Origin of the sequence: Streptomyces sp. NRRL F-5126 (genome assembly GCF_000721265.1) — a bacterium.
Taxonomy (GTDB): Bacteria; Actinomycetota; Actinomycetes; order Streptomycetales; family Streptomycetaceae; genus Streptomyces.
In genome coordinates, this window is the sequence record NZ_JOFZ01000001.1 from 1 (window position 1) to 24,238 (window position 24,238).

Below are 24,238 nucleotides of genomic sequence, written 5' to 3' on the forward strand. Positions count from 1 at the left end.
GGCTTCCTGACGAGCCCGCGCTCACTCGCCAGGCGGGTGATCGCGAGCCGCAGGCCCGCCGTGCCGAAGGACACCACGGCGGTGTGACGCCACACGGCCTCGGAGGCCGGAGAACCGTACGGCGAAGGCCGCCTGAGCGACAAAATGGACCATTCACTTCCTGCTGAGGTTGAACTCGTGATGGCGGCGGGTTGTTCGGGTGGGTCTGATGGTCAGGCGGGTCTCGGCGAGGCAGCCGTCTATGAGGTCGCCGTGGTAATGGATGTGTCGTAGGTCGCGTCGGATGCGCTGGATGAGGTGTTCGGGTGTGGAGAAGGCGACGTTGGGGAGCCAGCCGCGCCGCAGCAGTGACCAGATCCCTTGGACGGGGTTGAGGTCGGGTGCGTAGGGCGGCAGGTAGTAGAGGGTCTGGGGCGCGAACGACTCCTCTTCCCGAATTTGACCCCGCACTGGCTACCTGTATGCCTCGTACTCTTACCGGCAGATCTGGTTGGAAGCGCTTGGTAAGGGGGGAGTCGAGTACTGCAAGCCGCACGCCCTGCGGCACTACTACGGATCACGCCTCCTCTACGCAGGCGTTCCCTAGAACGACGTGGCCGATTGGATGGGCCACAGCAGCACTCGTATTGCGCCAGCACATCACTATATCTTCGAAGGGGCCGACCAGCGCGGGCGCGAGGCGATAGCGACGATGCTCACCCCCGGCGCCGACGACCCGACGGAGTACACAGAGATTGCTTGACCGAGACTACTGGCCTCCCCCGAAACCAGCTCTTACCTGAAAATCCAGCTACGGCAGGTTTCTGGCCATAACCACACGCTGGACCTGGTTCGTGCCCTCATAGATCTGTGTGATCTTCGCGTCCCGCATCATGCGCTCCAGCGGGTAGTCGCGCGTGTAGCCGTAGCCGCCCAGGAGCTGGACCGCGTCCGTGGTGATCTCCATGGCCGCGTCGGAGGCGTAGCACTTGGCGGCCGCGCCGAAGAACGTCAGGTCCTCCTTGGCCGAGCCCTGGCTCACGCGCTCCGAGCGTGCGGCGGCCGCGTAGGTGAGCTGCCTGGCGGCCTCCAGCTTCATGGCCATGTCGGCGAGCATGAACTGGACACCCTGGAAGTCGCCGATCGGCTTGCCGAACTGCTTGCGCTCCTTGACGTAGCCCTTCGCGTAGTCCAGGGCGCCCTGCGCGATGCCGAGCGCCTGCGCGGCGATGGTGATGCGCGTGTGGTCGAGGGTCTTCATCGCGGTGGCGAACCCGGTGCCCTCCTCGCCGATGATCCGGCTCGCGGGGATGCGGACGTTGTCCAGGTAGACCTCGCGCGTCGGCGACCCCTTGATGCCGAGCTTCTTCTCCGGTGCGCCGAAGGAGACGCCCTCGTCCGACTTCTCCACGACGAACGCGCTGATGCCCTTGGTGCGCTTGTCCGGGTCGGTGACGGCCATGACCGTGTAGTACTCGGAGACGCCCGCGTTGGTGATCCAGCGCTTCACGCCGTTCAGCACGTACGCGTCGCCGTCGCGCACGGCCCTCGTCTTCATGCCGCCCGCGTCGGAGCCCGCGTCCGGCTCCGAGAGGCAGTACGAGAACATCGCGTCGCCGGCGGCGAGCGGTGTGAGGTACGTGCGCTTGAGGTCGTCGCTGCCGGAGAGCATGACCGGCAGCGAGCCGAGCTTGTTCACCGCGGGGATCAGCGACGACGAGGCGCAGACCCGGGCGACCTCCTCGATGACGATCACGGTGGCGAGCGCGTCGGCGCCCGCGCCGCCGTACTCCTCGGGGACGTGGATGGCGTGCAGGTCGCTGCCGACCAGCGCGTCCAGCGCCTCCTGGGGGAAGCGCGCCTCCTCGTCCACCGCCGCCGCGAAGGGCGCGATCTTCGCCTCCGCGAGGCCGCGCACCGCGTCGCGGAGCGCCTCGTGTTCCTCTGCGGGGCGGTACAGGTCAAAGGCTGACGACCCAGTCGTTCCGGCCACGGTCTCTCACTCCCGGGAGGCTGCTGCTAACTACCGTTAAGTAACCCGATACTAGAGCGCCGCACGCCCGCAGGCATAGGTGAGCCGGAGCACACGGGGGTGGTGCGGGCAGCGGCACAGGGGCCGAGGCGCGCGCGGGGGTCGCGGATATGCTCGGGCCGCGCCCTGTCAGCCGCAACCGTCCGCCGCAACCAATGGAGCAGCTCATGGCCCTCAAGATCACCGTGATCGGCACCGGCTACCTCGGCGCGACGCACGCCGCGGCCATGGCGGAGCTGGGCTTCGAGGTGCTGGCGCTCGACGTCGCCCAGGACAAGATCGACGCGCTGCGCGCGGGGCGCGCCCCGATGTACGAGCCGGGCCTGGAAGAACTGCTGCGCAGGCACGTCTCCGGGATCGAGGGCTCGTCGGGGCGGCTGCGGGTGACGATGGACTGGGCTGAGGTCGCCGACTTCGGCGACGTGCACTTCGTCTGCGTCAACACCCCGCAGAAGCAGGGCGAGTACGCCTGCGACATGTCGTACGTGGAGAGCGCGATGGACTCGCTCGCCAAGCACCTCGGCAAGGCCGCCCTCGTCGTCGGCAAGTCGACGGTGCCGGTGGGCAGCGCGGACCGGCTCGCGGCGCGGCTGGCCGAGCTGGCGCCCGCGGGCGGCGAGGTCGAGCTGGCGTGGAACCCGGAGTTCCTGCGCGAGGGCTTCGCCGTGAAGGACACGCTGCACCCGGACCGGATCGTGGTGGGCGTGCGCAGCGAGCGTGCCGAGCGGCTGCTGCGCGAGGTGTACGCGTCCCCGATCGCGGAGGGCACGCCGTTCGTCGTGGCGGACTTCGCGACGGCGGAGCTGGTGAAGACGTCGGCCAACTCGTTCCTCGCCACGAAGATCTCGTTCATCAACGCGATGGCGGAGGTGTGCGAGGCCGCGGGCGGCGACGTCGCGACGCTGGCGGAGGCACTCGGGTACGACGAGCGCATCGGGCGCAAGTTCCTGCGCGCGGGCATCGGCTTCGGCGGGGGCTGCCTGCCGAAAGACATCCGCGCGTTCATGGCGCGTGCGGGCGAGCTCGGCGCCGACCAGGCACTGACGTTCCTGCGCGAGGTCGACTCCGTCAACATGCGCAGGCGCGGGCACATGGTGGACATGGCGCGCGAGGCCGTCGGCGGCGAATCGTTCCTCGGCAAGCGGGTGGCGGTGCTCGGCGCGACGTTCAAACCGGACAGCGACGACGTGCGTGACTCCCCCGCCCTCAACGTCGCCGGGCAGATCCACCTCCAGGGCGGGCAGGTCACGGTCTACGACCCCAAGGGCATGGACAACGCGCGCCGGGTGTTCCCCACGCTCGGCTACGCGGCATCCGCCCTCGAAGCGGTGCGCGGCGCCGACGTCGTGCTGCACCTGACGGAGTGGCGCGAGTTCCGCGACCTCGATCCGGCGGAGCTCGGCGCGGTGGCCTCGGTGCGCACGGTGCTGGACGGCCGCAACGTCCTCGACCCGGCGCGCTGGCGCGACGCGGGCTGGACGTACCGGGCGATGGGACGCCCGAACGCCTGACGCGGCGGGCGTCCGGCCACGTGGCGCGGACCGCGTGCAGCGGGCCATGTGCGGCGGCGGGCCATGCGCCGCCGTCGGACGTGCCGTTGCCCGGCCGCGCCCGGTCACGTGTTCAATGGTGGGTACGTGTAACACCCCCGACCGCCCGGAGGTTCCGCCATGCCCGTGGCCACCACCCGCGCCATCGCCCTCGACGCCCCCGACCCGCTCGCCCTCGCGGGCTTCTACGCGGGGATCATCGGCGGCGAGATCAACGACGACGGGAACGGCTGGGTCGAGCTGGACGCGCCGGCCGGCACGCGGCTGGCGTTCCAGGAGGCGCCGGGCCTCGTGCCGCCTCAGTGGCCGTCCGCCGACAGGTCGCAGCAGCTGCACCTGGACTTCACGGTCGCGGATCTGGACGAGGGCGAGCGCGAGGTGCTGCGGCTCGGCGCGACCCCGCTGGACACCGACGACAACGGCCGCCGCTTCCGTGTCTACCGCGACCCGGCGGGCCACCCGTTCTGCCTCTGCGTCGACTGAACCGGCGGCCCGCCGCGGGCGGCGTCGTGGGGCGGCGGGACGTCCGCCTTGCCGGGCTGCTGTCCGCGGTGGTGTGCCGGCGCGAGCCGGGGGCGGACCTCTAGTAGTCCTGGACGGAGTCGGCGACGGCGCCTGTGGCGGCCGCCGGGCCGCCCGCCGTGGCCGGGGACTCGCGGATGCGCCGGATGTGCACGTGGCGGGTGAGGCGGATCACCGGCCGGATCAGCAGCTCGACGCTGCCTATGAGGAAGCACCACGTCCCGGTGGTGGTCCAGTTCTCGGAGAAGAACATCACGCTGCCGACGATGAACCACAGGGCGACGAGGATGTCGTTGAGGATGCTGGCCACCTCGTAGCGGCGGCGTACGACCAGCTCGTCGTGCCCGATGTGCAGTGTCAACGGCTGCTGAGGCGTGCTGTTACCCATGCGCCCAGGCTACGGGGACGCAGCTGGAACGAGCCGCGGGCGGGGGACGCGCGAAGCCGCGGCGCCGGTGGCAGGCGTACACCACGGCCGCCCCCGGCCCTCGCTGCGCGGGGGCGGCCGCATCGTCACAGCCAACTGACGACGTCGACCGTGTCGTTGGTCGCCTGCGGCTCCTGGAGGCGGTGCCCCGGGAACAGCGGACGCACGTGGTCCGTGTCCACATCGACGAGCAGCGCCGGCGTACCGGTGTTGTTCACCCACGACGAGACCTCGTTGGCCGCGCTGTGACCGTTGACGCCGCCGTCCATGGGCAGAGCCCGCAGGTCCACGGGGTATCCGGCGCCGATGCCGTACGCGGGGCCCTGGTAGCCGTAGTCCCGGTACAGGCACAGGGTCCCTTGCGGGCAGGGTTCGCCGGACTGGAGCTTGACCACACCGGGAGGTAGGAATGCCTCTGCCGCCGCAGGGGCCGCCGCGTTCGCCACGCCCGCGCAGGCCGGCAGTGCCACCGCGGCCACGATCGCCGCCACGGCCGTCACCACACGGCGCTTTCCTGTGGAAGGGTTGCCGCTCGTCGCCATCCGGGTCCTCCTGAAGGAGATCGAGGCCGCCGGCCGTACTGGCGGGGCGGCACCTGTCACTGGTCCGGCGCTCCGGGCCCGCCCTGAGGGACGGCGCCGGCTCACCGGAAGGGCCTTGCGGCAACGAGCATCTCCGCACCCAGACCCGATTACCCACAGGAGGCGATCCATGACGCGAAGTCATGTCACCCGGCCGAACAGTGGCTCTTGCGGCTTCGGCTCGGCCCTGCGCACGCCCACGACCTGCACGGTCGGCTGTTCCACGGCCGAGCGTGAGCGCCGTACTGCGCTGAGCACCAAGCCAGTCGGTCCCTCTCACGGGTGGTCCTGACGGAGCGCGGCGCACGCACCCTCCGCCGTCGCGCACCGGCGGCAGACATGCCCCCGGTGCGCCCGCGCACAGCGCCGTCGGCGCGGCACGTCAGGGCGGCGGGACGCGCAGCGCCCTGCGCAGGCCGAACGCCGCGAACAGGGCCACCAGGACCATCGAGCACAGCACGGCCGTGCCCGCGCCCGCGATGCCCGTACGGCCCATCAGCACGGCCGCGCCGCCCAGGACGCCGAGGCACATGGCTCCCTGGAGCGCGGCCAGCACGCCCGTGCGGCCCTGGACGCGCAGCACGCCGATGTAGAGCTCGACCACCACCCTCGGGAGTGTGGCGAGCGCCAGCAGCCGCAGCACCGTCGTGCCGTGCGCGGCGTACGAGCCGCCGAACGGAGTCAGCACCAGCGGCGCGAACGCCACGATCACCGCCACCACGGGCACGAGGAGCAGCAGCGTCCTGCGCAGCGCGCCGCGTACGCCGGCCGCGAGACCGGCTGGGTCGTAGGAGGCGTGGGCCGTCAGCGAGGAGGCCATGTTGATGGCCATGAACTCCATCGTGCCGCCGACCGTGTACGCGGTGTAGAAGAAGGCGTTGTGCGCGGCGTCGAACCGTACGGCCACCATGACGGGCAGCAGGTTGATCATCGCCAGGCTGAACAGCGAGCCGACCGAGTCGCCCGCCATGAAGCGGGCCACGTCCGCGTGGCGCAGCGGCGGCCGCCCGCGGTCTGCTGCCGCCTGGCGGGGGATGAGTGTGCGGAAGACCAGCCAGCCGAGCGGCACGACGGACAGCGCCATGGCCGCCGCCCACGACACGAACACACCGAGCACTGGCAGGGTCGCCGCGAGCACGGCGAGCAGGACGAGCTTGCCGAGCGAGAAGACGGCGTTGCCGACGGGCACCCAGAACGACTTCCTGAGCCCGGTGAGCACACCCTCCTGCAGTGTGAGGATCGCCCACGCCACGCAGGACAGTGTGAAGACAAGACCGGGCACGAGCCCGCCGAGCGGCGCGTACGACGGTCCCCACCGGCCCAGCGTCGCGAGGAACACCAGGGAGGCCGCGCACACCACCAGGGAGCTCACCACGTACACCCGCCGCACCAGCGGTCCCGTGCCGCGCCCCGCGCGCGGGACGTACCGCACCACCGCGCCGAACATGGTCGTCGCCGTGATGGACGCGAGCAGCCGCATCGCCGCGATCGCCGCCGACCCCTGCCCGACCGCGTCCTCGGTGTAGTAGCGCGCGGCGACCAGCCAGAACCCGAGGCCGAGCGCCGCCGACACACCGGTCGACAGCATGAGGGCGTACGCGTTGCGGAACAGCGAGTCCGAGCCGTCCCCGCCCCCGTCCCCGGCACCCGAATCGGGCCCCGCGCCGGGGAGTTCGGGGCGGTCGGGCGCTCTCGCCGTGTCAGCCACCCCCACCACTGCCCTCTGCCGCACCGTCGCGCGTGACCGCCGCGGGCGGCCGTACGGGGGTGATCGGCAGGCCGTCGAGCACCCGCAGCACCTCGTCGGCCCTGCACGGGTCCACCGGGAGGGCGTGCCGTGCGAACCAGGCGGCAGGGCGGGGCAGTGGCGAGGGGTCGGTGAAGGCGGCGGAGCTGTCCGGGTCGTTCCCCGCGGCGTAGACGTCGAGCGGCGGGTCGTAGAGGTATCCGACGGTGATGTGCCGCCGGGCGAGCGCCGCGATCGCCGCGTCCCGGTCGGACACCAGCAGCGGCACGCGGAAGAGCGGTTGGGTCCTTGTGCCGCCGGCGCCGGGCTCACCGTGACCGCTCCCCCAGCGGGAGCGCAGCAGCGCGGCAGTGCCCGCCCGGTGCAGTGCCAGGCGCCGGTCCAGGTCCCCCAGCAGGCGGGCGGTGCGCCGCAGCCGGACGCGGCCCGGCGCGACCCTGTAGGGATGCATGTCGACCCGCACCCACGACTCGAACGGATCGAGGCCGGGCGCTGCCGCGACCGCCCGCCTCAACTCCCCTGCCCGTAAAGGCATCCTGATCTCCTGGCGCTCCTCGGCGCCGAGCAGCCGCAGGGCCAGGTGTGCCGCGCGCACGAGCCGCAGCCCCCGCACGCCCGCCTCCGCGTACGGGCGGACCGCGTACAGCGCCTCGGAACCCAGGGCGGCCGGTTCGAGCAACGCGTCCCGCAGCGCGGTCAGTTCCGGGCGCAGCCCCGGCTCTGCGAATGCCAGGAACCCGCCCGTCTTCGCCCCCACGTGCTTGGAGAGGCTGAAGGCGGCGGCGTCGCCCACGGTGCCCACGGCCCGGCCGTCCGGCAGCCGGCTGCCGATGGCGTGCGCCGCGTCCTCGATCAGCGGGATGCCCGCGGCGTCACACCTCGCGCGCAGCGCGGCCACCGGGTCGGGGTTGCCGTACAGGTTGGTGGTGATGACGGCGGACAGGCCGCGCCAGGTCTCCTCCGGCACGGCCGCCACGTCGATGGAGCCGTCGACCGGGTCCAACGGCGCCTGCACCGGCCGCAGTCCGGCCGCGAGCACGACGAAGAAGATGACGTCGTCGTTGACGGACGACATGAGCACCCGCCCGCCGGGCCCGCACCAGTGGCGCAGCGCCACGTAGAGCGCGAGCCTGCACGACGGTGTGTACAGGCACTGCCTGCCCAGACGCCGGCCCATCAGCGCTTCGAGCGCCGCGGTGCCCTCCGGACGGCCTTCCCCACGCGCCATGCCGATCCCCCCTGCCCCGGCGCTCAATGTGGCCCATACCGGACGGCACGTCAATAAGGCATGCGGTCGATCCCGGGAGGCCGTCGCCGGCCACCGGCCGCACGCACGGCCGCGCCCCGCCGGATCCTCCCGACGGGGCGCGGTCGCGTTCCGGTTTCGGCCTCGGGCCGCACCGGGCTCACTCCTCCAGCGTGAGCCCCTTGCGCAGCTTGACCAGCGTGCGCGACAGCAGGCGCGAGACGTGCATCTGCGAGATGCCGAGTTCCTCGCCGATCTCGGACTGCGTCATGTTCGCCACGAAGCGCAGCGACAGGATCCGCCGGTCGCGGTGCGGGAGCCCGGCGATCAGGGGCTTGAGCGACTCGATGTACTCGATGCCCTCGATGCCGTGGTCCTCGTAGCCGATGCGGTCCGCGAGCGCGGCCTCGCTGTCGTCCTCCTCGGGCTGCGCGTCCAGCGAGCTCGCCGTGTAGGCGTTGCTCGCCGTCATACCCTCGACGACCTCCTCGCGCGTGAGGCCGAGGGCCCCGGCGAGCTCGCCGACGCTCGGGGCGCGGTCGAGCCGCTGCGCGAGCTCGTCGCTGGTCTTCGCCAGGTCGAGGCGGAGCTCCTGGAGTCTGCGCGGCACCCGGACCGACCACGAGGTGTCGCGGAAGAAGCGCTTGATCTCGCCGATGATCGTCGGCATGGCGAAGGTCGGGAACTCGACGCCGCGGCTGAGCTCGAACCGGTCGATCGACTTGATCAGGCCGATCGTCCCCACCTGGACGATGTCCTCCATGGGCTCGCTGCGGGTGCGGAAGCGGGAAGCCGCGAACTTCACGAGGGCGAGGTTCAGCTCGACCAGGGTGTTGCGCACGTAGGCGTGTTCGTGGGTGCCCTCCTCAAGCGCCTCGAGGCGCGCGAACAGCGTCTTCGACAGGGCGCGCGCGTTGACCGCGCCCACCTCGCCGAGTGCCTGCTGAGAGGGGATGCCCGTCGGGTGCTCGCCTTCGAGGACGGCGTAGTCGGCCACCACGTCCTCGGCCACCGTGGCGGCGGACGCCGTGTCCTCCACATCAGGACCGTACGTCCCGGATGTGACGTCAGCCACAGAATGTTCGTGCGTTGATACCGACGGCGCGAGCGGGGTACGCGCTTCGTCGAGCCGGGGTGACATGGTCTCCTCCATCGTTCTCGGCATATGGCTGCCGATGCCAGTTCGCATCGCTTGCGGCGTGCGGCGCCTCCCAGTGCCGTGCCGTGTCGTATCTGTCTCCCTCTAGCCCTACCTGCTGGGCGCTGGCGGTTGCAAGTGCCAATTGTCCTATTCGTCATACATTGTTGGCTAGTTCGGCTACCCGGTGGCGGCTGAAAGGCGTAATGTTCGAGCGGCGTCCGCGGTCGGCCCGTCCGCGGCGGCCGCTGGTCGGCCGGGCCGCACGGCCCACGCGCGATCAGCGCGGCCGACTCGCTGTCGAACAGAACACACGAACCACCACCACGCGAAATCACGGGCAAACCACGGCGAAAAGGGACGGGATGGACCGCCAGACGGTCGGCAGTACGAACCAGGGCCGGCTCAGGGTCGAGGTTCGCACCGAGGGCCGCAGCGAGGTCGTGACAGCGGCCGGCGAACTCGACCACCACACGGCCGAGCTGTTGCGCGTCCCGCTGGACGAGGCGCTTGAGCAGGGGAGGTCGCGACTGGTGATCGACTGCTCACAACTCGAGTTCTGCGACTCGACCGGACTCAACGTCCTGCTGGGCGCCCGCCTCAAGGCGGACGCCGTCGGCGGCGGTGTCCACCTGGCCGCGATGCGGCCCGTGGTCGCCAGGGTCTTCGAGATCACCGGCGCGGACGCGGTCTTCGGCGTGCACGAATCGCTGCACGAAGCACTGGCGGAGTGAGGGTGTGAGACCGGTCCCGGCAGGGTGCTGTCGCGTCGCCGGGTGTTGTCCCGCCCCGTCGGGTGTCGTCGCGGCCCCGACGGGCAGAAGACTCCCGCGGGCCGCACACATCCCTGCAATCACTCTCTGTGTGGCTCTCATGGCAAATTGGCGAATCGGTGAGGTGAAGCGCTGATGAGCACCACCCGGCAGCCATCGCCGGGCGACCTCGGCCCCGAGCCGGACGCCGAGCAGGCATCCGCGTCCGGGGGGACGAACCGCACGCTCGCGCTGGAGAGCGCCAGCGGGGTCGTCCCTCTCGCCCGCGACTTCACCCGCCAGGCTCTCTACGACTGGGGCTGGCTGCCCGCCTCCACCGCCGACGGGCGGGCGGCGGCCGAGGACGTCCTGCTGGTCGTGTCGGAATTGGTCACCAACGCGTGCCTGCACGCGGAGGGGCCGGAACGGCTCCGCGTGTCGACCGCCGCGAAAGTGCTGCGCCTCGAAGTCACCGACCGGGGCGCCGGCCAGCCGGCACCCCGCACACCGCACCGGGCCGGCCGGCCCGGCGGCCACGGCATGTTCATCGTGCAGCGGCTCTGCCTCGACTGGGGAGTGCGCCGCATGGCCGACAGGCCGGGCAAGACGGTCTGGGCGGAACTGGCCGCGCCGGTGTAATCCGGTACCCCTGCCGCGGAGCCGGGCGGGGCACCGCCCACACCCCCTCGCCGCCTTCCTCGCCGCCTTCCCCACGGCCGCACACCGGCGCCCGGCGTGGCCGTCGGCGTGCGCGCGTGCCGCTCGTACGCCCGGGGAGCCGGCACGGCCCGGCCGGCCCGGACGCAGGCGAACGGGGCGCGGGGCCGTCCGCCGGCCCCGCGCCCCGTTCTCGTGGGCGAGGCCCTTGCCGCCGCCCTCCCGGCGGCGGCGAGGGCCTCGCGCGTCAGTGGATCTCGCCCATCAGGCCGCGCACGCGCCGCCGGTACATGAACACCGCCACACCCGCGAGCGCGGCGAGTGCCGCCTCCAGTGTGACCACGCCCGTGCCGTTGAGGCCGACGTTCGCGATGGAGAGCAGGCCCGTCACCGAGTCGCCCGCCGTCACGGCCAGGAACCACACGCCCATCATCTGGCTCGCGTACTTCTCCGGCGCCATCTTCGTCGTCACCGAAAGGCCGACCGGCGACAGGCACAGCTCGCCCACGGTCTGTATCAGGTAGATGCCGACCAGCCACATCGGGGAGACGAGCGACCCGTTCGACGCCATGAACAGCGGGATCAGGAAGAAGAAGAACGACAGGCCGATGAACACCAGGCCGACCGAGAACTTCACCACCGTGCTCGGCTCGGAGCCGCGCCGGTTGAGCCTCAGCCAGAACCAGGCGAGCACGGGCGCGAGCGCCATGATGAAGATCGGGTTGAGCGACTGGTACCAGGACGTCGGGAAGGCGATGCCGAGAACGCTGTCCGACGCCTTGTTGGTGCCGAACGCCTGGACCGTGGAGCCGCCCTGGTCGTAGATCATCCAGAACACCGCCGCGGCGACGAAGAACCAGATGTAGCCGGACATCTTGCCCTGCTCGCCCGTCGACAGCGACCGGTCGCGCTTGATCCGCCACAGCACGCCCGCCGGGATGAGCAGGCCCGCGACGGTCAGCGGGATCATCGCCCAGTTGAGCGTGAAGTGCCCGCTGAGCACGATGATCGCGTAGGCGACCACCGCGACGGCCAGCCAGGTGAACCCCTTGCGCAGCCACGCCGAGCGCTCCTGCGGGGACAGCGGCTGCGGGACCTTGCTGCTCTCGGGGCTCAGGTTGCGGCTGCCGATGAGGAACTGTGCGAGGCCGAGGGCCATGCCGACGGCCGCCAGCGCGAAGCCCAGGTGCCAGCTGACCTTCTCGCCGACGGTGCCGATCGCCAGCGGGGCGAAGAAGGCGCCGACGTTGATCCCCATGTAGAAGATCGTGAAGCCGCCGTCCCTGCGCGGGTCGTTCGGGCCCTTGTAGAGGTGCCCGACCATGGTCGAGATGTTGGCCTTGAGCAGGCCGGAGCCGAGCGCCACGAGGGCGAGGCCCACGAAGAACGTGCCGGAGCCGGGCAGGGCCAGCGTCAGGTGCCCCACCATGATCGTGCCGGCCGCGACCGCCACCGTCTTGCGCGGGCTCCACACCCGGTCGCCCAGCCAGCCGCCCGGCATCGCGAGCAGGTAGACCAGCGAGTTGTAGATCGAGTAGACGGCCGTGGCGGTGGCGAGGTCCATGCCGAGGCCACCGGTGTGCAGGCCCTTGGACGCGTCGGGGCCGCCGGACAGCAGGTAGATCGTGAGCAGCGCCCGCATGCCGTAGAAGCTGAACCGCTCCCACATCTCGGTCATGAACAGGGTGGCCAGGCCGCGCGGGTGGCCGAAGAAGGTCTTGCCGCTGCCGGGTGGGCTCGACGCGTCCTTCGTCAGGGTGGTCGCCATGGTGTTCCTTGCTCGTGGTGGCGCACCGGCCGTGGGGTGGCCGGGACCGTGGGGGGTCGCGGGGCCTTGTGGGCCGCCGGGCCCGTGGGGGAACCGCCTGCACACGAAAGGGACCTTTGGCAGCTTCATCGCCAAAGGTCCCTGGTAGTACTACAGGCCTCGCATAACCATACGGCACGCTATAGGCCTATTTGAAAGTACTTGAGAGATGAGTCACAGGTAATCGTCACTGCGAACGCCATGAATCGAAGGTGAAAGGCTACTTCCCGGACCGTACCGCAGGCTCGGCCGATCGTGGCCCGGGCGATGCCGTCCGCGGACTACCATCACGTCCATGACCCGAGTACTGCTCGCCGAGGACGACGCTTCCATCTCCGAGCCGCTGGCCCGCGCCCTCCGCCGAGAGGGGTACGAGGTCGAGGTGCGCGAGGACGGGCCCACAGCCCTCGACGCGGGCCTCCAGGGCGGCGTCGACCTGGTCGTGCTCGACCTCGGCCTACCGGGCATGGACGGCCTCGAGGTGGCCCGCAGGCTCAGGGCGGAGGGCCACGCGGTGCCGATCCTGGTGCTCACCGCTCGCGCCGACGAGGTCGACACGGTCGTCGGGCTCGACGCGGGCGCCGACGACTACGTGACCAAGCCCTTCCGCCTGGCCGAACTGCTCGCCCGGGTGCGCGCCCTGCTCAGGCGGGGTGCGGCGGAACCCGCGCCCGCACCCGCGACCCACGGGGTGCGCATCGACGTCGAGTCGCACCGCGCCTGGATGGGCGATGACGAACTCCAGCTCACCGCCAAGGAGTTCGACCTGCTGCGGGTCCTGGTCAGGGACGCGGGCCGGGTCGTCACGCGCGACCAGCTGATGCGCGAGGTGTGGGACACGACGTGGTGGTCGTCCACCAAGACGCTCGACATGCACATCTCCTGGCTGCGCAAGAAGCTCGGCGACGACGCGGCCAACCCCCGCTACATCGCCACGGTACGCGGCGTCGGCTTCCGCTTCGAGAAGAGCTGACCCGCCCGGCCGCGGGCACCGGCCCGGGCGACCCCGAGCCACCCATGCCCGGAGGGCACATTGCGCCGTCGACTGATCAACTCCACGCTCGCCGTGGTGCTCGTCGTCATCGCCGTCTTCGGCGTCTCCCTCGTCATCGTCGAGACGCGGACGATCACGAACAGCGCCCAGGAGAGCGTGGACTCCGAAGCCCTGCGCGTGGTCAGCATCGTCGACGGACGGCTGCTCGGCGGCGAGTCCATCGGCGCGGACGCGCTGAAGCAGCAGATCACCATCCACCGGTACGCGCGCGTCGAGGTGCCGGGCCACCCCGACGTCCATGTGGGCGAGAAGCCCACGGGGTCCGTCATCCGGGGTCAGGCACGCGGTGAGCAGGGCGAGGTCGTCACCGTCGAGGAGGCGAGCTCGTCCGTCACGCGCGAGGTAGGCCGCACGCTGCTGATCATCGGCGCGGTCGCGCTGCTCGCGATCATCGCCGCCGTGCTGCTCGCCGTGCGGCAGGCCAACAAGCTGGCCTCGCCGCTCGTCGACCTCGCGGAGACCGCCGAGAAGCTGGGCTCGGGCGACCCGAGGCCGGGCCACAAGCGGTACGCGGTGCCCGAGCTCGACCGTGTCGCCGACGTGCTGGACTCGAGCGCGGAGCGCATCGCGCGGATGCTGACCGCCGAGCGCAGGCTCGCCGCCGACGCGTCGCACCAGCTCCGTACGCCACTGACCGCCCTGTCGATGCGTCTTGAGGAGATCACGCTCACCGAGGACCTGGACACCGCGCAGGAAGAGGCGGCGATCGCCCTCAACCAGGTGGAACGGCTCACCGACGTGGTGGAGCGCCTGCTCACCAACGCCCGCGACCCGCGCACCGGCTCGGCGGTCGCGCTCGATCTCGACGGGATCATCAAGCAGCAGACAGAGGAGTGGAAGCCCGTCTACCGCGGCGCGGGCCGCGCCATCGTGCGCTCCGGGAGGCAGGGCGTGTGGGTGATGGCCACGCCCGGCGCGATCTCGCAGGTGCTCGCCGCGCTGATCGAGAACTCGCTCATGCACGGCGGCGGCACGGTGGCCCTCAGGACGCGCGTCACCGGCAACCAGGCCGTCATCGAGGTGACGGACGAGGGCCCGGGAGTGTCGCCCGACCTCGGCGCGCGGATCTTCGAACGGGCGATCAGCGGCCACAACTCCACGGGCATCGGCCTCGCCGTCGCGCGCGACCTCGCGGAGGCGGACGGCGGGCGCCTCGAACTGCTCCAGCCGTACCCGCCGGTGTTCGCGCTGTTCCTGAGCCGCGAGACCCAGGAGCGGGAGGAACCGGAACGTCCGGTGCGGTGACCTGCGCCCTTGGCGCAGCCCGAGGCGCGGGCCCGGGCACAGGCCGGGGCGTGGCCCTCAGCCGACCCGGTCGGGCTGCGCCTTCACGGGGGCTTCCCGTTCGGGCCGCGCCTCGGCCGCGGGCACCAGTGCCCTGAACACCCACGACCGGTACGACCAGAACCGGAACAGCGTGGCCACCCCGATCCCGATGAACTTGAACACGTTGCTCTGGAGCGGTCCGTCCCAGCCGAACCCGTACGTCGCGGCGTACAGCACGCCGTTCTCGATGACGAGGCCGATCCCGCTGAAGACCAGGAAGAGCGTCAGCTCGCGCGTGCGGCCCGACTTGTCGCGGTCGCGGTAGGCGAAGTACCGGAAGCCGATGTAGTTGGAGATGATCGACACGACCGTCGCCAGCACGGAGGCGCGGACCACTTGCAGGTCCGTGACGTGCCTGACCAGGTTGAACACCAGGAGGTTCACCAGCAGGCCAGAGCCGCCGACGGCGCCGAACTTCACGACCTCCTGGATCAGCCGGCGCAGTCGCGTTCCCGGCGTCTCGCCGGCGCCCGGTCCGCTCATCTGGCCTCGCCCCGTCCGTTCGGTGTCGTGGCGGCCCATGCTAACGAGCCGCAGGCGCCACGGCTGTCCCTCCAGGACATCCGGGTATCCGGGCGCCCGGGCATCGGGGCATCCGGCAGGTGGCGGTGAGTGGCCGAAGCCCGGCGGGGGGCGCCGGATACCCTGGTCGGGTGACGTTCCCCGTAGTCGGCATGGTCGGTGGCGGTCAGCTCGCCCGTATGACCCACGAGGCGGGCATCCCCCTCGGCCTGAAGTTCAAGCTGCTCAGTGACACACCGCAGGACTCCGCCGCCCAAGCGGTCGCGGACGTCGTCATCGGTGACTACCGCGATCTGGAGACCCTGCGGGCGTTCGCACGCGGTTGCGACGTGATCACCTTCGATCACGAGCACGTACCGCTCGAACACCTCCGGGCGCTGGAGGCGGACGGCGTGCCCGTCCGTCCCTCCCCCGACGCCCTCGCGCACGCGCAGGACAAGGGCGTGATGCGCGAGCGGCTCACGGCGCTCGGCGTCCCGTGCCCGCGCCACCGCATCGTCCGCGACCCGGCCGACGTGACGGCCTTCGCCGAGGAGGGCGCCGGGTACCCGGTCGTCCTCAAGACGGTCCGCGGCGGGTACGACGGCAAGGGCGTGTGGGTCGTACGGGCTCAGGCTGAGGCGGCCGACCCGTTCAGGGCGGGCGTGCCGGTGCTGGCCGAGGAGAAGGTCGACTTCGCGCGGGAGCTGGCCGCCAATGTCGTCCGGTCCCCGCACGGCCAGGCCGTCGCCTACCCGGTGGTGGAGTCGCAGCAGGTGAACGGCGTCTGCGACACCGTCATCGCGCCGGCCCCCGGCCTGTCGGACGAGCTGTCGGGCGAGGCGCAGGAACTGGCACTGCGGATCGCGAAGGAGCTGGGCGTCGTCGGCCACCTGGCGGTCGAGCTGTTCGAGACCCGCCAGGGCGAGATCCTCGTCAACGAGCTGGCGATGCGCCCGCACAACTCGGGCCACTGGACGCAGGACGGCTCGATGACGTCGCAGTTCGCCAACCACCTGCGGGCCGTGCTCGACCTGCCGCTCGGCGACCCGCGCCCCCGCGCGCGGTGGACGGTGATGTGCAACGTGCTCGGCGGCGACTACCCCGACATGTACGCCGGCTACCTGCACTGCATGGCACGCGACCCGCAGTTGAAGATCCACATGTACGGCAAGGACGTCAAGCCGGGCCGCAAGGTCGGGCACGTCAACACCTACGGCGACGACCTGGACGACGTGCTGGAGCGCGCCCGCCACGCCGCCGGCTACCTGCGAGGAACGATCACCGAGTGACTTCCGTTGATGAGCCGCTCGTCGGCATCGTGATGGGCTCCGACTCCGACTGGCCGGTCATGGAGGGCGCGGCCAAGGCACTGGACGAGTTCGGTGTCGCCTACGAGGTCGACGTGGTCTCGGCGCACCGCATGCCGCGCGAGATGATCGCGTACGGCGAAGGCGCGGCGGACCGCGGGCTGAAGGCGATCATCGCGGGCGCGGGCGGCGCGGCGCACCTGCCGGGCATGCTGGCGTCGGTGACACCGCTGCCCGTGATCGGCGTGCCGGTGCCGCTGAAGTACCTGGACGGCATGGACTCGCTGCTGTCGATCGTGCAGATGCCGGCGGGTGTGCCGGTGGCGACCGTCTCGGTGGCGGGCGCCCGCAACGCGGGGCTGCTCGCCGCGAGGATCCTCGGCGCGCACGATCCTGGCCTGCGGGCCCACATGAAGGAGTTCCAGCAGGAGCTGAACCACCAGGCGACGGAGAAGGGCAAGCGGCTGCGCGCGAAGCAGCAGGGCGACGCGTCCTTCGGATTCGGGAAGTGAGCGGCACGATGACATCCTCCTCGTACGAGGCCGAGGCCCGGGAACTGCTGGCCGAGTTCCCCGTGGTCGACGGCCACAACGACCTCCCGTGGGCGATGCGCGAGAAGGCGCGCTACGACCTGGACGCGGTGGACGTCGCGGGCGATCGGACCGGCGAGCTGCACACGGACATCCCCCGGCTGCGCAGGGGCGGGGTCGGCGCCCAGTTCTGGTCGGTGTACGTGCCGTCCGACCTGGGGCCCGAGGAGAACGCCGTCGCGGCGACGCTCGAACAGATCGACTTCGTCGGGCAGCTGCTGGCGCGCTACCCCGAGGACCTGGCCCCCGCCCGCACCGCCGACGAGATGGAGGCGGCACGCGCCGAGGGGCGGATCGCGTCGCTGATGGGCGCCGAGGGCGGCCAGTCCATCGCGAACTCGCTCGGCACCCTGCGGGCCCTGTACGACCTTGGCGTGCGGTACATGACGCTCACGCACAACCACAACCTGCGGTGGGCGGACTCGGCGACGGACGAGCCCCGCGTGGGCGGCCTGTCCGCGTTCGGCCGCGAGGTCGTGCGGGAGATGAACCGGCTGGGCATGCTCGTCGACCTGTCGCACGTGGCGGCGACGACGATGCGCGCGGCGATCGAGGTCGCCGAGGCGCCGGTGATCTTCTCGCACTCCTCGTCGCGTGCGGTCTGCGACCACCCGAGGAACATCCCCGACGACGTGCTGGCGCTGCTGCCCGCCAACGGGGGCGTGGCGATGGCGACGTTCGTGCCGAAGTTCGTGCTGCCGGACGCGGTGGCGTGGACGCAGGCCGCCGACGAGAACCTGCGTGCGCACGGGCTGCACCACCTGGACACGACGCCGGCCGCGATGCGTCTGCACGAGCAGTTCGAGGCGGCGCACCCGCGCCCGGTCGCCACGTCGGCCACCGTGGCGGACCACCTGGACCACATGCGCGAGGTCGCGGGTGCGGACCACGTGGGCATCGGCGGCGACTTCGACGGCACGGCGTTCACGCCGAGCGACCTGCCGGACGTCGCCGGCTACCCCAACCTGCTGGCGGAGCTACGCGCCCGCGGCTGGTCCCGCGCCGACCTGGCGAAGCTGACCTGGCACAACGCCGTGCGCACGCTGCGTTCCGCCGAGGACGCCGCACGCGGCCTGCGGGCCCGCAGGGGCCCGTCCCTGGCGACGATCGAGCGGCTGGACGGCCAGCACCAGGCCTGACCCCGCGACCGGCCGGGGCCCGTCAGCGGACCTCGGCCGGCAGCGGCTGGTGGAAGTAGGGCGCCTCACCGGCCGTGCGATAGCCCTGGAGGGCCGGGCCGTGATCCGCTCTCAGGTCGCAGTCGGGCCCGGGCACGGGGCTGTCCCACTGCACCATCGCCTTCACCCCGGGCAGGTGCGGCGCGGCTTTCGGTATCTGCTCGTACCAGTCCTTCTGCCGGCCGGGGTCGGCCGGGTCGGGTGCCGTGGAGAACTCCGCCATCATCAGGGGCTTCGTGCGCGAGATGTTCTCGCGCAGCCAGGTGTAGGAGGGCTGCTGGCTGCTGCGGAAGTCCAGCCAGTTCGTCGACCTGTGGCACAGGTAGTAGTTGTACTGGTCCATTCCGATCCAGTCGACGTACGCGTCGCCCGGGTACAGCTCCTTCATCAGCTTCTCGTGCCCGAGGTAACCGGACACGGTCCACACCCAGACGACGTTCTTCACCCCCAGTTGCTCGAAGCGGTCGTGGACATGACGGTAGGCGGCGACGAACTGCGCGGGTGTGCCCGCGGCCGGCGTGCGGAAGTCCGACTCCTGGTCGAAGGAGAAGAAGACCGTCTTCCCGTACGCCTTGATCCGCTCCGCCTGCGGGTCGATGATCGTCCGGTCGTAGTCCCCGGCCGCGACCTTCGACCAGCCGAGCTGCCGTTCCGTGTAGTTCTTGTGGTGCGGCTCCGTCCACACCGTCGACTCCCAGGCCAGCATCAGCATCCGGTCCTTGCCCAACTCGCGCTCGTCCGGGGTGAGCAGCACGCCGTCGCGCGGGGTGTTGGACATGTCGTGGTACGTGTACACGAGGTCGAGCCTGCGGCCGATCTTCTTCTCGAAGGAGTGCACGGCGTCCGTGAGCGAGCCGTTCTTCGCATACGGCACGTACGCCCCCCACCAGGCCCCGCACGGCGGTTCCAGCAACTTCGTCGGCGCGCAGTCCCCGGCGGCCGGCGCCTCGTCCGGCCGGTTGATCCACCAGGTGGCGAGACCGGCCAGCAGGGCGCCGACCGTCGCCAGGGCGAGGAGCAGTTCCGTGCCGCCGAACCTGCGTGCCGCGGAGGGAGCGGGCCGTCCGCCCGTGTGACGCCTCATCCTCAGGGTTCCCCGCCCGTGCCACTTCCGGCACCGGCCGCGTCCGCCCCCACCGCGTCCGCGGGCGCCTCCGGCTCGTCGCCCGTGCCCCGCAGCGCGGCCGGCAGCGGCAGCCCGGGCAGCAGCGCGGCCACCGTGCAGAACGCCGCGAGCGATATCAGGAACACCGTGGCGGAAAAGCCCCGTACCAGGAACAGCGCGGTCGCGGCGAGCGTCGCGAGCGACCAGCTCAGGGGCGCCGCGAGCGCGAATGTCTCCAGGAGGGCCCCGGGCCGGGGTTCGCCGGGCTGCGGGTGGAGCAGCGCGAGCCCAGGGCCGAAGGTGACGAACAGGAGCACGGGGATCCAGCGCAGCAGCGCGCCGCCGGGCAGCAGGGTCACCGCGAGGGCGACCCATCCGGAGCAGGCGAGGACGGCTCTGAGTTGTGCCTGGGTGCGGTTCATGAGGTGGCGTGGCTCCTGGTGGTCGCGGCGGGGCGGTCGGGATCAGGGCTCGACGTCCGGTGGCAGGGGCTCGGGCTTCGTGGGCAGGGGCAGGTGTTCGAGGAGCAGGCCGTGGCTGGTGTTCTCGACGATCTTGAAGTGCGGGGACCGCTTGAGCTCGGCGACCAGCCGGTCGTAACCGCCCGTCGGCAGGTACCCCTCGCCCTGCACCGCGTCGCGCTGCGTGGGCGTGAGGATGATGAAGGCGGGACAGCCGTCGGGTATCCCGCCCGCCAGGTAGTCGCCGGGATCCTTGAGGAGCTTGCGGTTGGCCGCCGCGTCCTGCTCGGTGAAGAACCAGTGGTCGTAGTGGTTGTAGTGGTAGTACGCGTCGGGGAAGGAACCCGTGGCCGCCATGACGAGCGCGCCGGTCGGTGCCCTGTCGTAGGCGCGTTTCACGAACGCGACCTCCTGGGGCGGCGCGTACTGCATGCTCTCCTTGCCGTAGTACGAGGGCAGGAAGCCGGCGAGCAGCACCAGCGCCCCGGCCGGCAGGGCGACCACCATGGCCCGCTGGGCGATCCTCCTGGCCCTGCCGGCGTACGCCACGGACGGGACGAGCGCGGCGGCCGCGAAGAACGCGGCGCCCGGCAGGCCGAACAGGTAGACGCGGAAGACCATTTCGCCGCCGTAGTTGTTGACGGCGAGGAGCGGCACGGGCGCGATCGCCGCGAGCAGCAGTGGCAGCGCCGATCTCGCGAGGCGGCGGCGCAGCAGGACGGCGGCCACGGCCAGGACCCCGAGGGCGACCACCATGATGATGTTGACCATGCCGACGAGCTCGGCGCCCTCACCGGTCGGGTTGCCGCCGATCCCGGGCTTGGCGTTGCTGAGCAGGTCGCCGAGCTGACCGCTGAGCGTCTTCATGGTGTCGACGAAGAGCGGCCTGCCCATGGTGAGGTCCCAGACGCCCATGATGACCACGGCGACCGCGAACAGCCCGATGTTGCGGTAGCGCCGGGTGAGGCAGAACGCGAACAGCGTCACGCACAGCATCACCGGCGTCAGTTGGTGAGCGGAGTTGATGGCCGCGATCAGCGGCGCCAGCAGCACCACACCGAGCGCCCGTTGCCGCCAGGTCGTCGCGGGCGGTACCGGCGCGGCCGCCGGGTCGAGTGCGTCCCGCTCGCGCAGCCGGCCGGCCGTGCCCGGCCGTACGAAGTGCCGCAGCACGACGGCGAAGACCGCGAGGAACAGCACGTAGGCGAAGCCCTGCGGCGAGAGGTAGTCCTGGCCGACCCAGTTGGCCAGCTGGAAGATCCACACCGCGGTCCACACGAGCCGCCAGTCGTCGGTGAACGTCCGGTAGATGACCACGAGGATCGGCAGCATCAGGGCGCCGTATATGACGGGCGCCCAGTTCGTGTAGACGGCGGCGCCGTGCACGCCGAATGCCCGGATCAGGGCCGCGTTGAGGGAGAAGAACCCGGGCCACTGGTCGTAGGCGGACATGCCGCCGTTCAGCGCGTGGTGCGGATGGACCGTGCCCTCGGTGAGCAGACGCGCGATGACCGCGTCGTGCTTGGACGCCCAGGCGTAGCGGACCGTGTGGTACAGCAGCGCCGTGGGCGCCTTGAGAGCGAACAGCATGCCGAGGCTGTACGTCAGCGGCCACCACGGGGCGGTCCCCGCGCGGCGCAGGGACGCGATGAAGCCGACGGTGAGGACGGCGAGCGAGGCGTAGAAGGCGATGGGGAAGCGGTCGAGCAACCCGAAGTCGTCCATGTCGCGGAAGACGATCCTCGGCAGCGACCAGGCCCACAGGGCGGCGCCGACCGGCAGCGGCAGCCACGTCAGCAGCCGTGCCGGGCTGACCGGAAGGCGTCGTGAACGCTCCCGTGTCAGCGTGCGGTGCGCGCCGCCCGGCGCAGACATCTCGTGCTGTGCCACGGTCCTGCTCCCCCTGATGTCTCGGTGGTACTACGGCTGTCTGTCACGTCCCGGCTCTCTCTCGGCCCCGATGGTTCGCCCGGTGGTTCGCTGCCATCCCCGTCCGTGTCCCCTCACGCGCCCGCTGCCGGCTAACCCGCGAACTCCGGGCCGCGCACCCGGGCGCGCGCCCGGCGGTAGAGCCGCCAGCCGACCGTCTTCGGCGCATCGGGGAACGGGGCGACACGCGCCCCCTCGCCCGCCATCCACGACGCGACGTCGGCGGCCGTGTGCGATCGGCGCACGATCAACCGGGCTATCCGGTAGGCCTCGTCGGCCGGCGAGCTCAGTGCGTGCCGTACGGCCGCGGCGGACGCGTACCCCGCCGACGCGGCGGCGGCGCGCACAGCCCGGCTGTTGTAGCCGTGCGGGTAGGCCAGGTGGTCGACCCGGTGCCCGAGGGCGTCCTCGAGTACGCCCTTCGACTCGCCGAGCTCGCGGCGCAGGTCGCCCGCGGGCAGCGTGTCGAGCTGCGGGTGCGTCACCGTGTGGGCACCTATCTCGATGCCGTGCGCCTCCAGTTCGGCGGCCTGTGCCAGCGCCATCATCGGCGCGGGCGGCAGCAGGCTGCCACCGCCTCCTTGGACGGCGCCGGTGGTGAGGTACGCGGTGGCGGGCAGCCCCCGGGCCGCGAGCGCCTCGGCCGTCGGCCCCGGCAGGTCGGCGAAGCCGTCGTCGAAGGTCAGCACGACCGGCCTCGCGGGCAGCTCCGCCCGGCCGGCGAGGCCCGCGACGTACGTGCTCGCGGTGACGGGCGCGCGCCCGCTCGCGACGATCGCGTCGAGCTGCGCGGCGAACACACGCGGCGTGACCGTGAACTCCGCTATCCAGGCCGGTGGATCGAGCATCACCGCGTGGTAGAGCAGCACTGGTACGGGTGTCATGTCCGCCGCCTCCCCCGCTGCGCGAACCGCGCCTTGGCGTAGCCCAGGGGCCCGTACACCATGCCCCTGCGTTCGAGCCGGGACAGCGATCGCGGCCATGCGTGGCCCTGTGCGCCGTGCGCTCCGGGTACGGCCGGCCGTCCGTCCGCCACACCCGCACCCGCACCGGCACCTGGTGCCGTCGGCCGGTGGGCCGTGATGGCGCGCGCGTGCGCCAGGCCGCGCGGCATCTTCGCGAGCAGCGCCGGCAGCAGGGCCGGGCGCCGCACCAGGACCGCGGTGAGGTAGGCCGTGAGGCCCGCGCCGTAGCCGTAGGCCTGGCTTCTGAGGTCCTGCCAGGTCTCCCTGTGGTGGTGCCACACGAGCGCGTCCGGCGTGTACCGCAGCCGGTGGCCCTCGCTGAGGACTCGTACGAATCCGTAGAGGTCGTCGCCCCCGCGCGCGGCGGTACCCGTGCCCGTGGCCGGGTCGAAGCCGCCGACAGCGCGCAGAACCTCCGTGCGGAAGGCCATGTTGGCGCCGGAGCCGAAGCTGCCCGCGGTGAACGGGAACAGCGGCTCGTCGGCCGGTGGCGCGGCCGGGTCGTACAGGCGTGGCGTGAACCCCTTGGCGAAGCCGCCGTGGCTCTCCAGCAGGATCTGTGCGCGTGTCGTGAGGCGTGCGGGCAGGATCAGCCCGGTGGTGCAGCCGAGGCGCGGATCCGCCGCGAAGGGCGCGGTGAGCGAGGCCAGCCAATGGGGATCGGCGACGACGTCGTCGTCGGTGAACGCGACGACGTCCGTGCCGGAGGGCACGGCCGCAAGCCCGCGATTGTGGGCGGCGGCGAGGCCCGGCACGGGTTCGCGCACATAGGTGACGCGGTCGGCGTACGCGTACGTCACGAGGTCGCGTGTGGTCGGCGTGGCGGGAGCGTTGTCCACCACGATGACCCCGAAGTCGGGGTGCTCCTGGGCGAGCAGGGAGTCGAGAGCCCGGGCAAGGCGGCCCGCCCGCTCACGCGTCGCGACGACGACCGCCGTGCGCGGCGGCTGAGCGGTCCGCTCGGCGCGGTCACAGGACCCGGCCTGCACGCCGCCGGCCGTCCCGGCCGCACGGTGGGCGCGGTAGGCCGCCGCGAGTGTCTCCGCCGGATCCGCGCCCCGCGGGATGTGCGTCAGGACCGTGGCCACCGGCACACCGCCGAGGCGGACCAGCGCATACGCGTCACCGCCGGGCACCGGTTCGGGGCCGCCGGACGCGGGCGTGCAGGACAGCACCGGCCCGTCAGGACCCGCGAGGTCGAGGTCGGCGACGGCGATCGAGGCGGGCCCCGGCGCGGCCGGCGTCTCCTCGGCCACCGCGCCACCCGCCCCCGGCGCTCGGCGGCCACGCGCCGTCAACTGCGGTGGCACATCTCTGTACGGCATGGTCCCCCCTGTTCTGTACCACTGTCCGTGTCGTGCTCCGAGCCCGGCGAGCCGCT

The 24,238-nt window shown here is 71.7% G+C and carries 22 protein-coding genes and 1 pseudogene; 9 read left to right on the forward strand and 14 right to left on the reverse strand.

From position 1 onward, the window contains the following. Window positions 1–153 precede the first annotated feature (153 nt). Window positions 154–408 (reverse strand): annotated as a pseudogene (locus IH48_RS0100010) (transposase); the annotation flags it as partial. 382 nt (window positions 409–790) lie between these two features. After that, complete coding sequence (locus tag IH48_RS0100020; protein ID WP_078849361.1) at window positions 791–1,972, reverse strand: acyl-CoA dehydrogenase family protein; 1,182 nt, start codon at window positions 1,970–1,972, stop codon at window positions 791–793. Window positions 1,973–2,178: 206 nt separating this feature from the next. Here IH48_RS0100020 and IH48_RS0100025 point away from each other — a divergent pair, with 206 nt between their 5' ends. Beyond that, window positions 2,179–3,522, forward strand: a complete 1,344-nt coding sequence (locus tag IH48_RS0100025; protein WP_030897278.1) for a UDP-glucose dehydrogenase family protein — start codon at window positions 2,179–2,181, stop codon at window positions 3,520–3,522. 159 nt (window positions 3,523–3,681) lie between these two features. After that, the gene (locus IH48_RS0100030; RefSeq protein WP_030897281.1) at window positions 3,682–4,044 is read left to right on the forward strand and encodes a VOC family protein; all 363 of its coding nucleotides are present in this window, start codon (window positions 3,682–3,684) and stop codon (window positions 4,042–4,044) included. A 100-nt stretch (window positions 4,045–4,144) separates the two neighbouring features. On the opposite strand, the gene IH48_RS0100035 is transcribed toward IH48_RS0100030, so the two are convergent. The 5 genes from IH48_RS0100035 to IH48_RS0100055 all read right to left on the reverse strand — a co-directional run bounded on the left by IH48_RS0100035 (window position 4,145) and on the right by IH48_RS0100055 (window position 9,237). Continuing rightward, complete coding sequence (locus tag IH48_RS0100035) at window positions 4,145–4,471, reverse strand: YrhK family protein (protein WP_030897283.1); 327 nt, start codon at window positions 4,469–4,471, stop codon at window positions 4,145–4,147. A 125-nt stretch (window positions 4,472–4,596) separates the two neighbouring features. Next, window positions 4,597–5,052 (reverse strand): peptidase inhibitor family I36 protein, encoded by a 456-nt coding sequence (locus IH48_RS0100040; protein WP_078849362.1) that lies wholly within the window; start codon window positions 5,050–5,052, stop codon window positions 4,597–4,599. Window positions 5,053–5,473: 421 nt separating this feature from the next. After that, window positions 5,474–6,799, reverse strand: a complete 1,326-nt coding sequence (locus tag IH48_RS0100045) for a lipopolysaccharide biosynthesis protein (protein ID WP_420705425.1) — start codon at window positions 6,797–6,799, stop codon at window positions 5,474–5,476. Further along, window positions 6,792–8,066: a DegT/DnrJ/EryC1/StrS family aminotransferase gene (locus IH48_RS0100050; protein WP_420705426.1), complete on the reverse strand. Its 1,275-nt coding sequence runs from the start codon at window positions 8,064–8,066 to the stop codon at window positions 6,792–6,794. Before IH48_RS0100050 ends, IH48_RS0100045 begins: the two co-directional genes overlap by 8 nt. 178 nt (window positions 8,067–8,244) lie before the next feature. Next, a complete protein-coding gene (locus IH48_RS0100055) occupies window positions 8,245–9,237 on the reverse strand; it encodes an RNA polymerase sigma factor SigF (RefSeq protein WP_030897292.1) in 993 nt (330 codons plus the stop codon). Window positions 9,238–9,587: 350 nt separating this feature from the next. On the opposite strand from IH48_RS0100055, the gene IH48_RS0100060 reads away from it, so the two are divergent. Next, window positions 9,588–9,956 carry an STAS domain-containing protein gene (locus IH48_RS0100060; protein ID WP_030897295.1) on the forward strand — a complete coding sequence of 123 codons (369 nt, stop codon included), beginning with the start codon at window positions 9,588–9,590 and terminating at the stop codon, window positions 9,954–9,956. A gap of 174 nt (window positions 9,957–10,130) precedes the next feature. Next, the gene (locus tag IH48_RS0100065) at window positions 10,131–10,613 is read left to right on the forward strand and encodes an ATP-binding protein (RefSeq protein ID WP_030897297.1); all 483 of its coding nucleotides are present in this window, start codon (window positions 10,131–10,133) and stop codon (window positions 10,611–10,613) included. A 265-nt stretch (window positions 10,614–10,878) separates the two neighbouring features. On the opposite strand, the gene IH48_RS0100070 is transcribed toward IH48_RS0100065, so the two are convergent. Further along, complete coding sequence (locus IH48_RS0100070) at window positions 10,879–12,399, reverse strand: peptide MFS transporter (protein WP_030897299.1); 1,521 nt, start codon at window positions 12,397–12,399, stop codon at window positions 10,879–10,881. 334 nt (window positions 12,400–12,733) lie between these two features. Between IH48_RS0100070 and IH48_RS0100075 the strand changes: the two genes are divergently transcribed. Beyond that, window positions 12,734–13,411, forward strand: a complete 678-nt coding sequence (locus tag IH48_RS0100075; protein ID WP_030897302.1) for a response regulator transcription factor — start codon at window positions 12,734–12,736, stop codon at window positions 13,409–13,411. Between the two features lie 60 nt (window positions 13,412–13,471). Next, window positions 13,472–14,737, forward strand: a complete 1,266-nt coding sequence (locus IH48_RS0100080) for an ATP-binding protein (RefSeq protein ID WP_030897305.1) — start codon at window positions 13,472–13,474, stop codon at window positions 14,735–14,737. A 57-nt stretch (window positions 14,738–14,794) separates the two neighbouring features. Here the strand turns inward: IH48_RS0100080 and IH48_RS0100085 are convergent, their stop codons facing one another. After that, window positions 14,795–15,301, reverse strand: a complete 507-nt coding sequence (locus IH48_RS0100085; RefSeq protein ID WP_030897309.1) for a GtrA family protein — start codon at window positions 15,299–15,301, stop codon at window positions 14,795–14,797. A 110-nt stretch (window positions 15,302–15,411) separates the two neighbouring features. On the opposite strand from IH48_RS0100085, the gene IH48_RS0100090 reads away from it, so the two are divergent. The 3 genes from IH48_RS0100090 to IH48_RS0100100 are packed head-to-tail and all read left to right on the forward strand — an operon-like array spanning window position 15,412 to window position 18,358. Beyond that, complete coding sequence (locus tag IH48_RS0100090; protein WP_267885299.1) at window positions 15,412–16,611, forward strand: 5-(carboxyamino)imidazole ribonucleotide synthase; 1,200 nt, start codon at window positions 15,412–15,414, stop codon at window positions 16,609–16,611. A 32-nt stretch (window positions 16,612–16,643) separates the two neighbouring features. Beyond that, complete coding sequence (purE, locus tag IH48_RS0100095; RefSeq protein ID WP_051839063.1) at window positions 16,644–17,141, forward strand: 5-(carboxyamino)imidazole ribonucleotide mutase; 498 nt, start codon at window positions 16,644–16,646, stop codon at window positions 17,139–17,141. An 8-nt stretch (window positions 17,142–17,149) separates the two neighbouring features. Continuing rightward, window positions 17,150–18,358 (forward strand): dipeptidase, encoded by a 1,209-nt coding sequence (locus IH48_RS0100100; protein ID WP_030897319.1) that lies wholly within the window; start codon window positions 17,150–17,152, stop codon window positions 18,356–18,358. 22 nt (window positions 18,359–18,380) lie between these two features. Here IH48_RS0100100 and IH48_RS0100105 read toward each other — a convergent pair whose 3' ends face one another. The 5 genes from IH48_RS0100105 to IH48_RS0100125 form a co-directional block, all read right to left on the reverse strand. Continuing rightward, entirely contained in the window at window positions 18,381–19,481 is a 1,101-nt protein-coding gene (locus IH48_RS0100105; protein WP_107059194.1) for a glycoside hydrolase family 26 protein, read from the reverse strand. A gap of 2 nt (window positions 19,482–19,483) precedes the next feature. Next, complete coding sequence (locus IH48_RS0100110; RefSeq protein ID WP_051838864.1) at window positions 19,484–19,924, reverse strand: hypothetical protein; 441 nt, start codon at window positions 19,922–19,924, stop codon at window positions 19,484–19,486. Window positions 19,925–19,966: 42 nt separating this feature from the next. Next, on the reverse strand, window positions 19,967–21,853 hold the full coding sequence (locus IH48_RS0100115) for a hypothetical protein (RefSeq protein WP_030897327.1): 1,887 nt from the start codon (window positions 21,851–21,853) through the stop codon (window positions 19,967–19,969). Window positions 21,854–21,984: 131 nt separating this feature from the next. Then, window positions 21,985–22,776 carry a polysaccharide deacetylase family protein gene (locus IH48_RS0100120; protein WP_030897330.1) on the reverse strand — a complete coding sequence of 264 codons (792 nt, stop codon included), beginning with the start codon at window positions 22,774–22,776 and terminating at the stop codon, window positions 21,985–21,987. Next, window positions 22,773–24,182, reverse strand: coding sequence for a glycosyltransferase family 2 protein (locus tag IH48_RS0100125; protein ID WP_078849364.1), 1,410 nt, complete (start codon window positions 24,180–24,182; stop codon window positions 22,773–22,775). Before IH48_RS0100125 ends, IH48_RS0100120 begins: the two co-directional genes overlap by 4 nt. Between the last annotated feature and the right edge of the window lie 56 nt (window positions 24,183–24,238).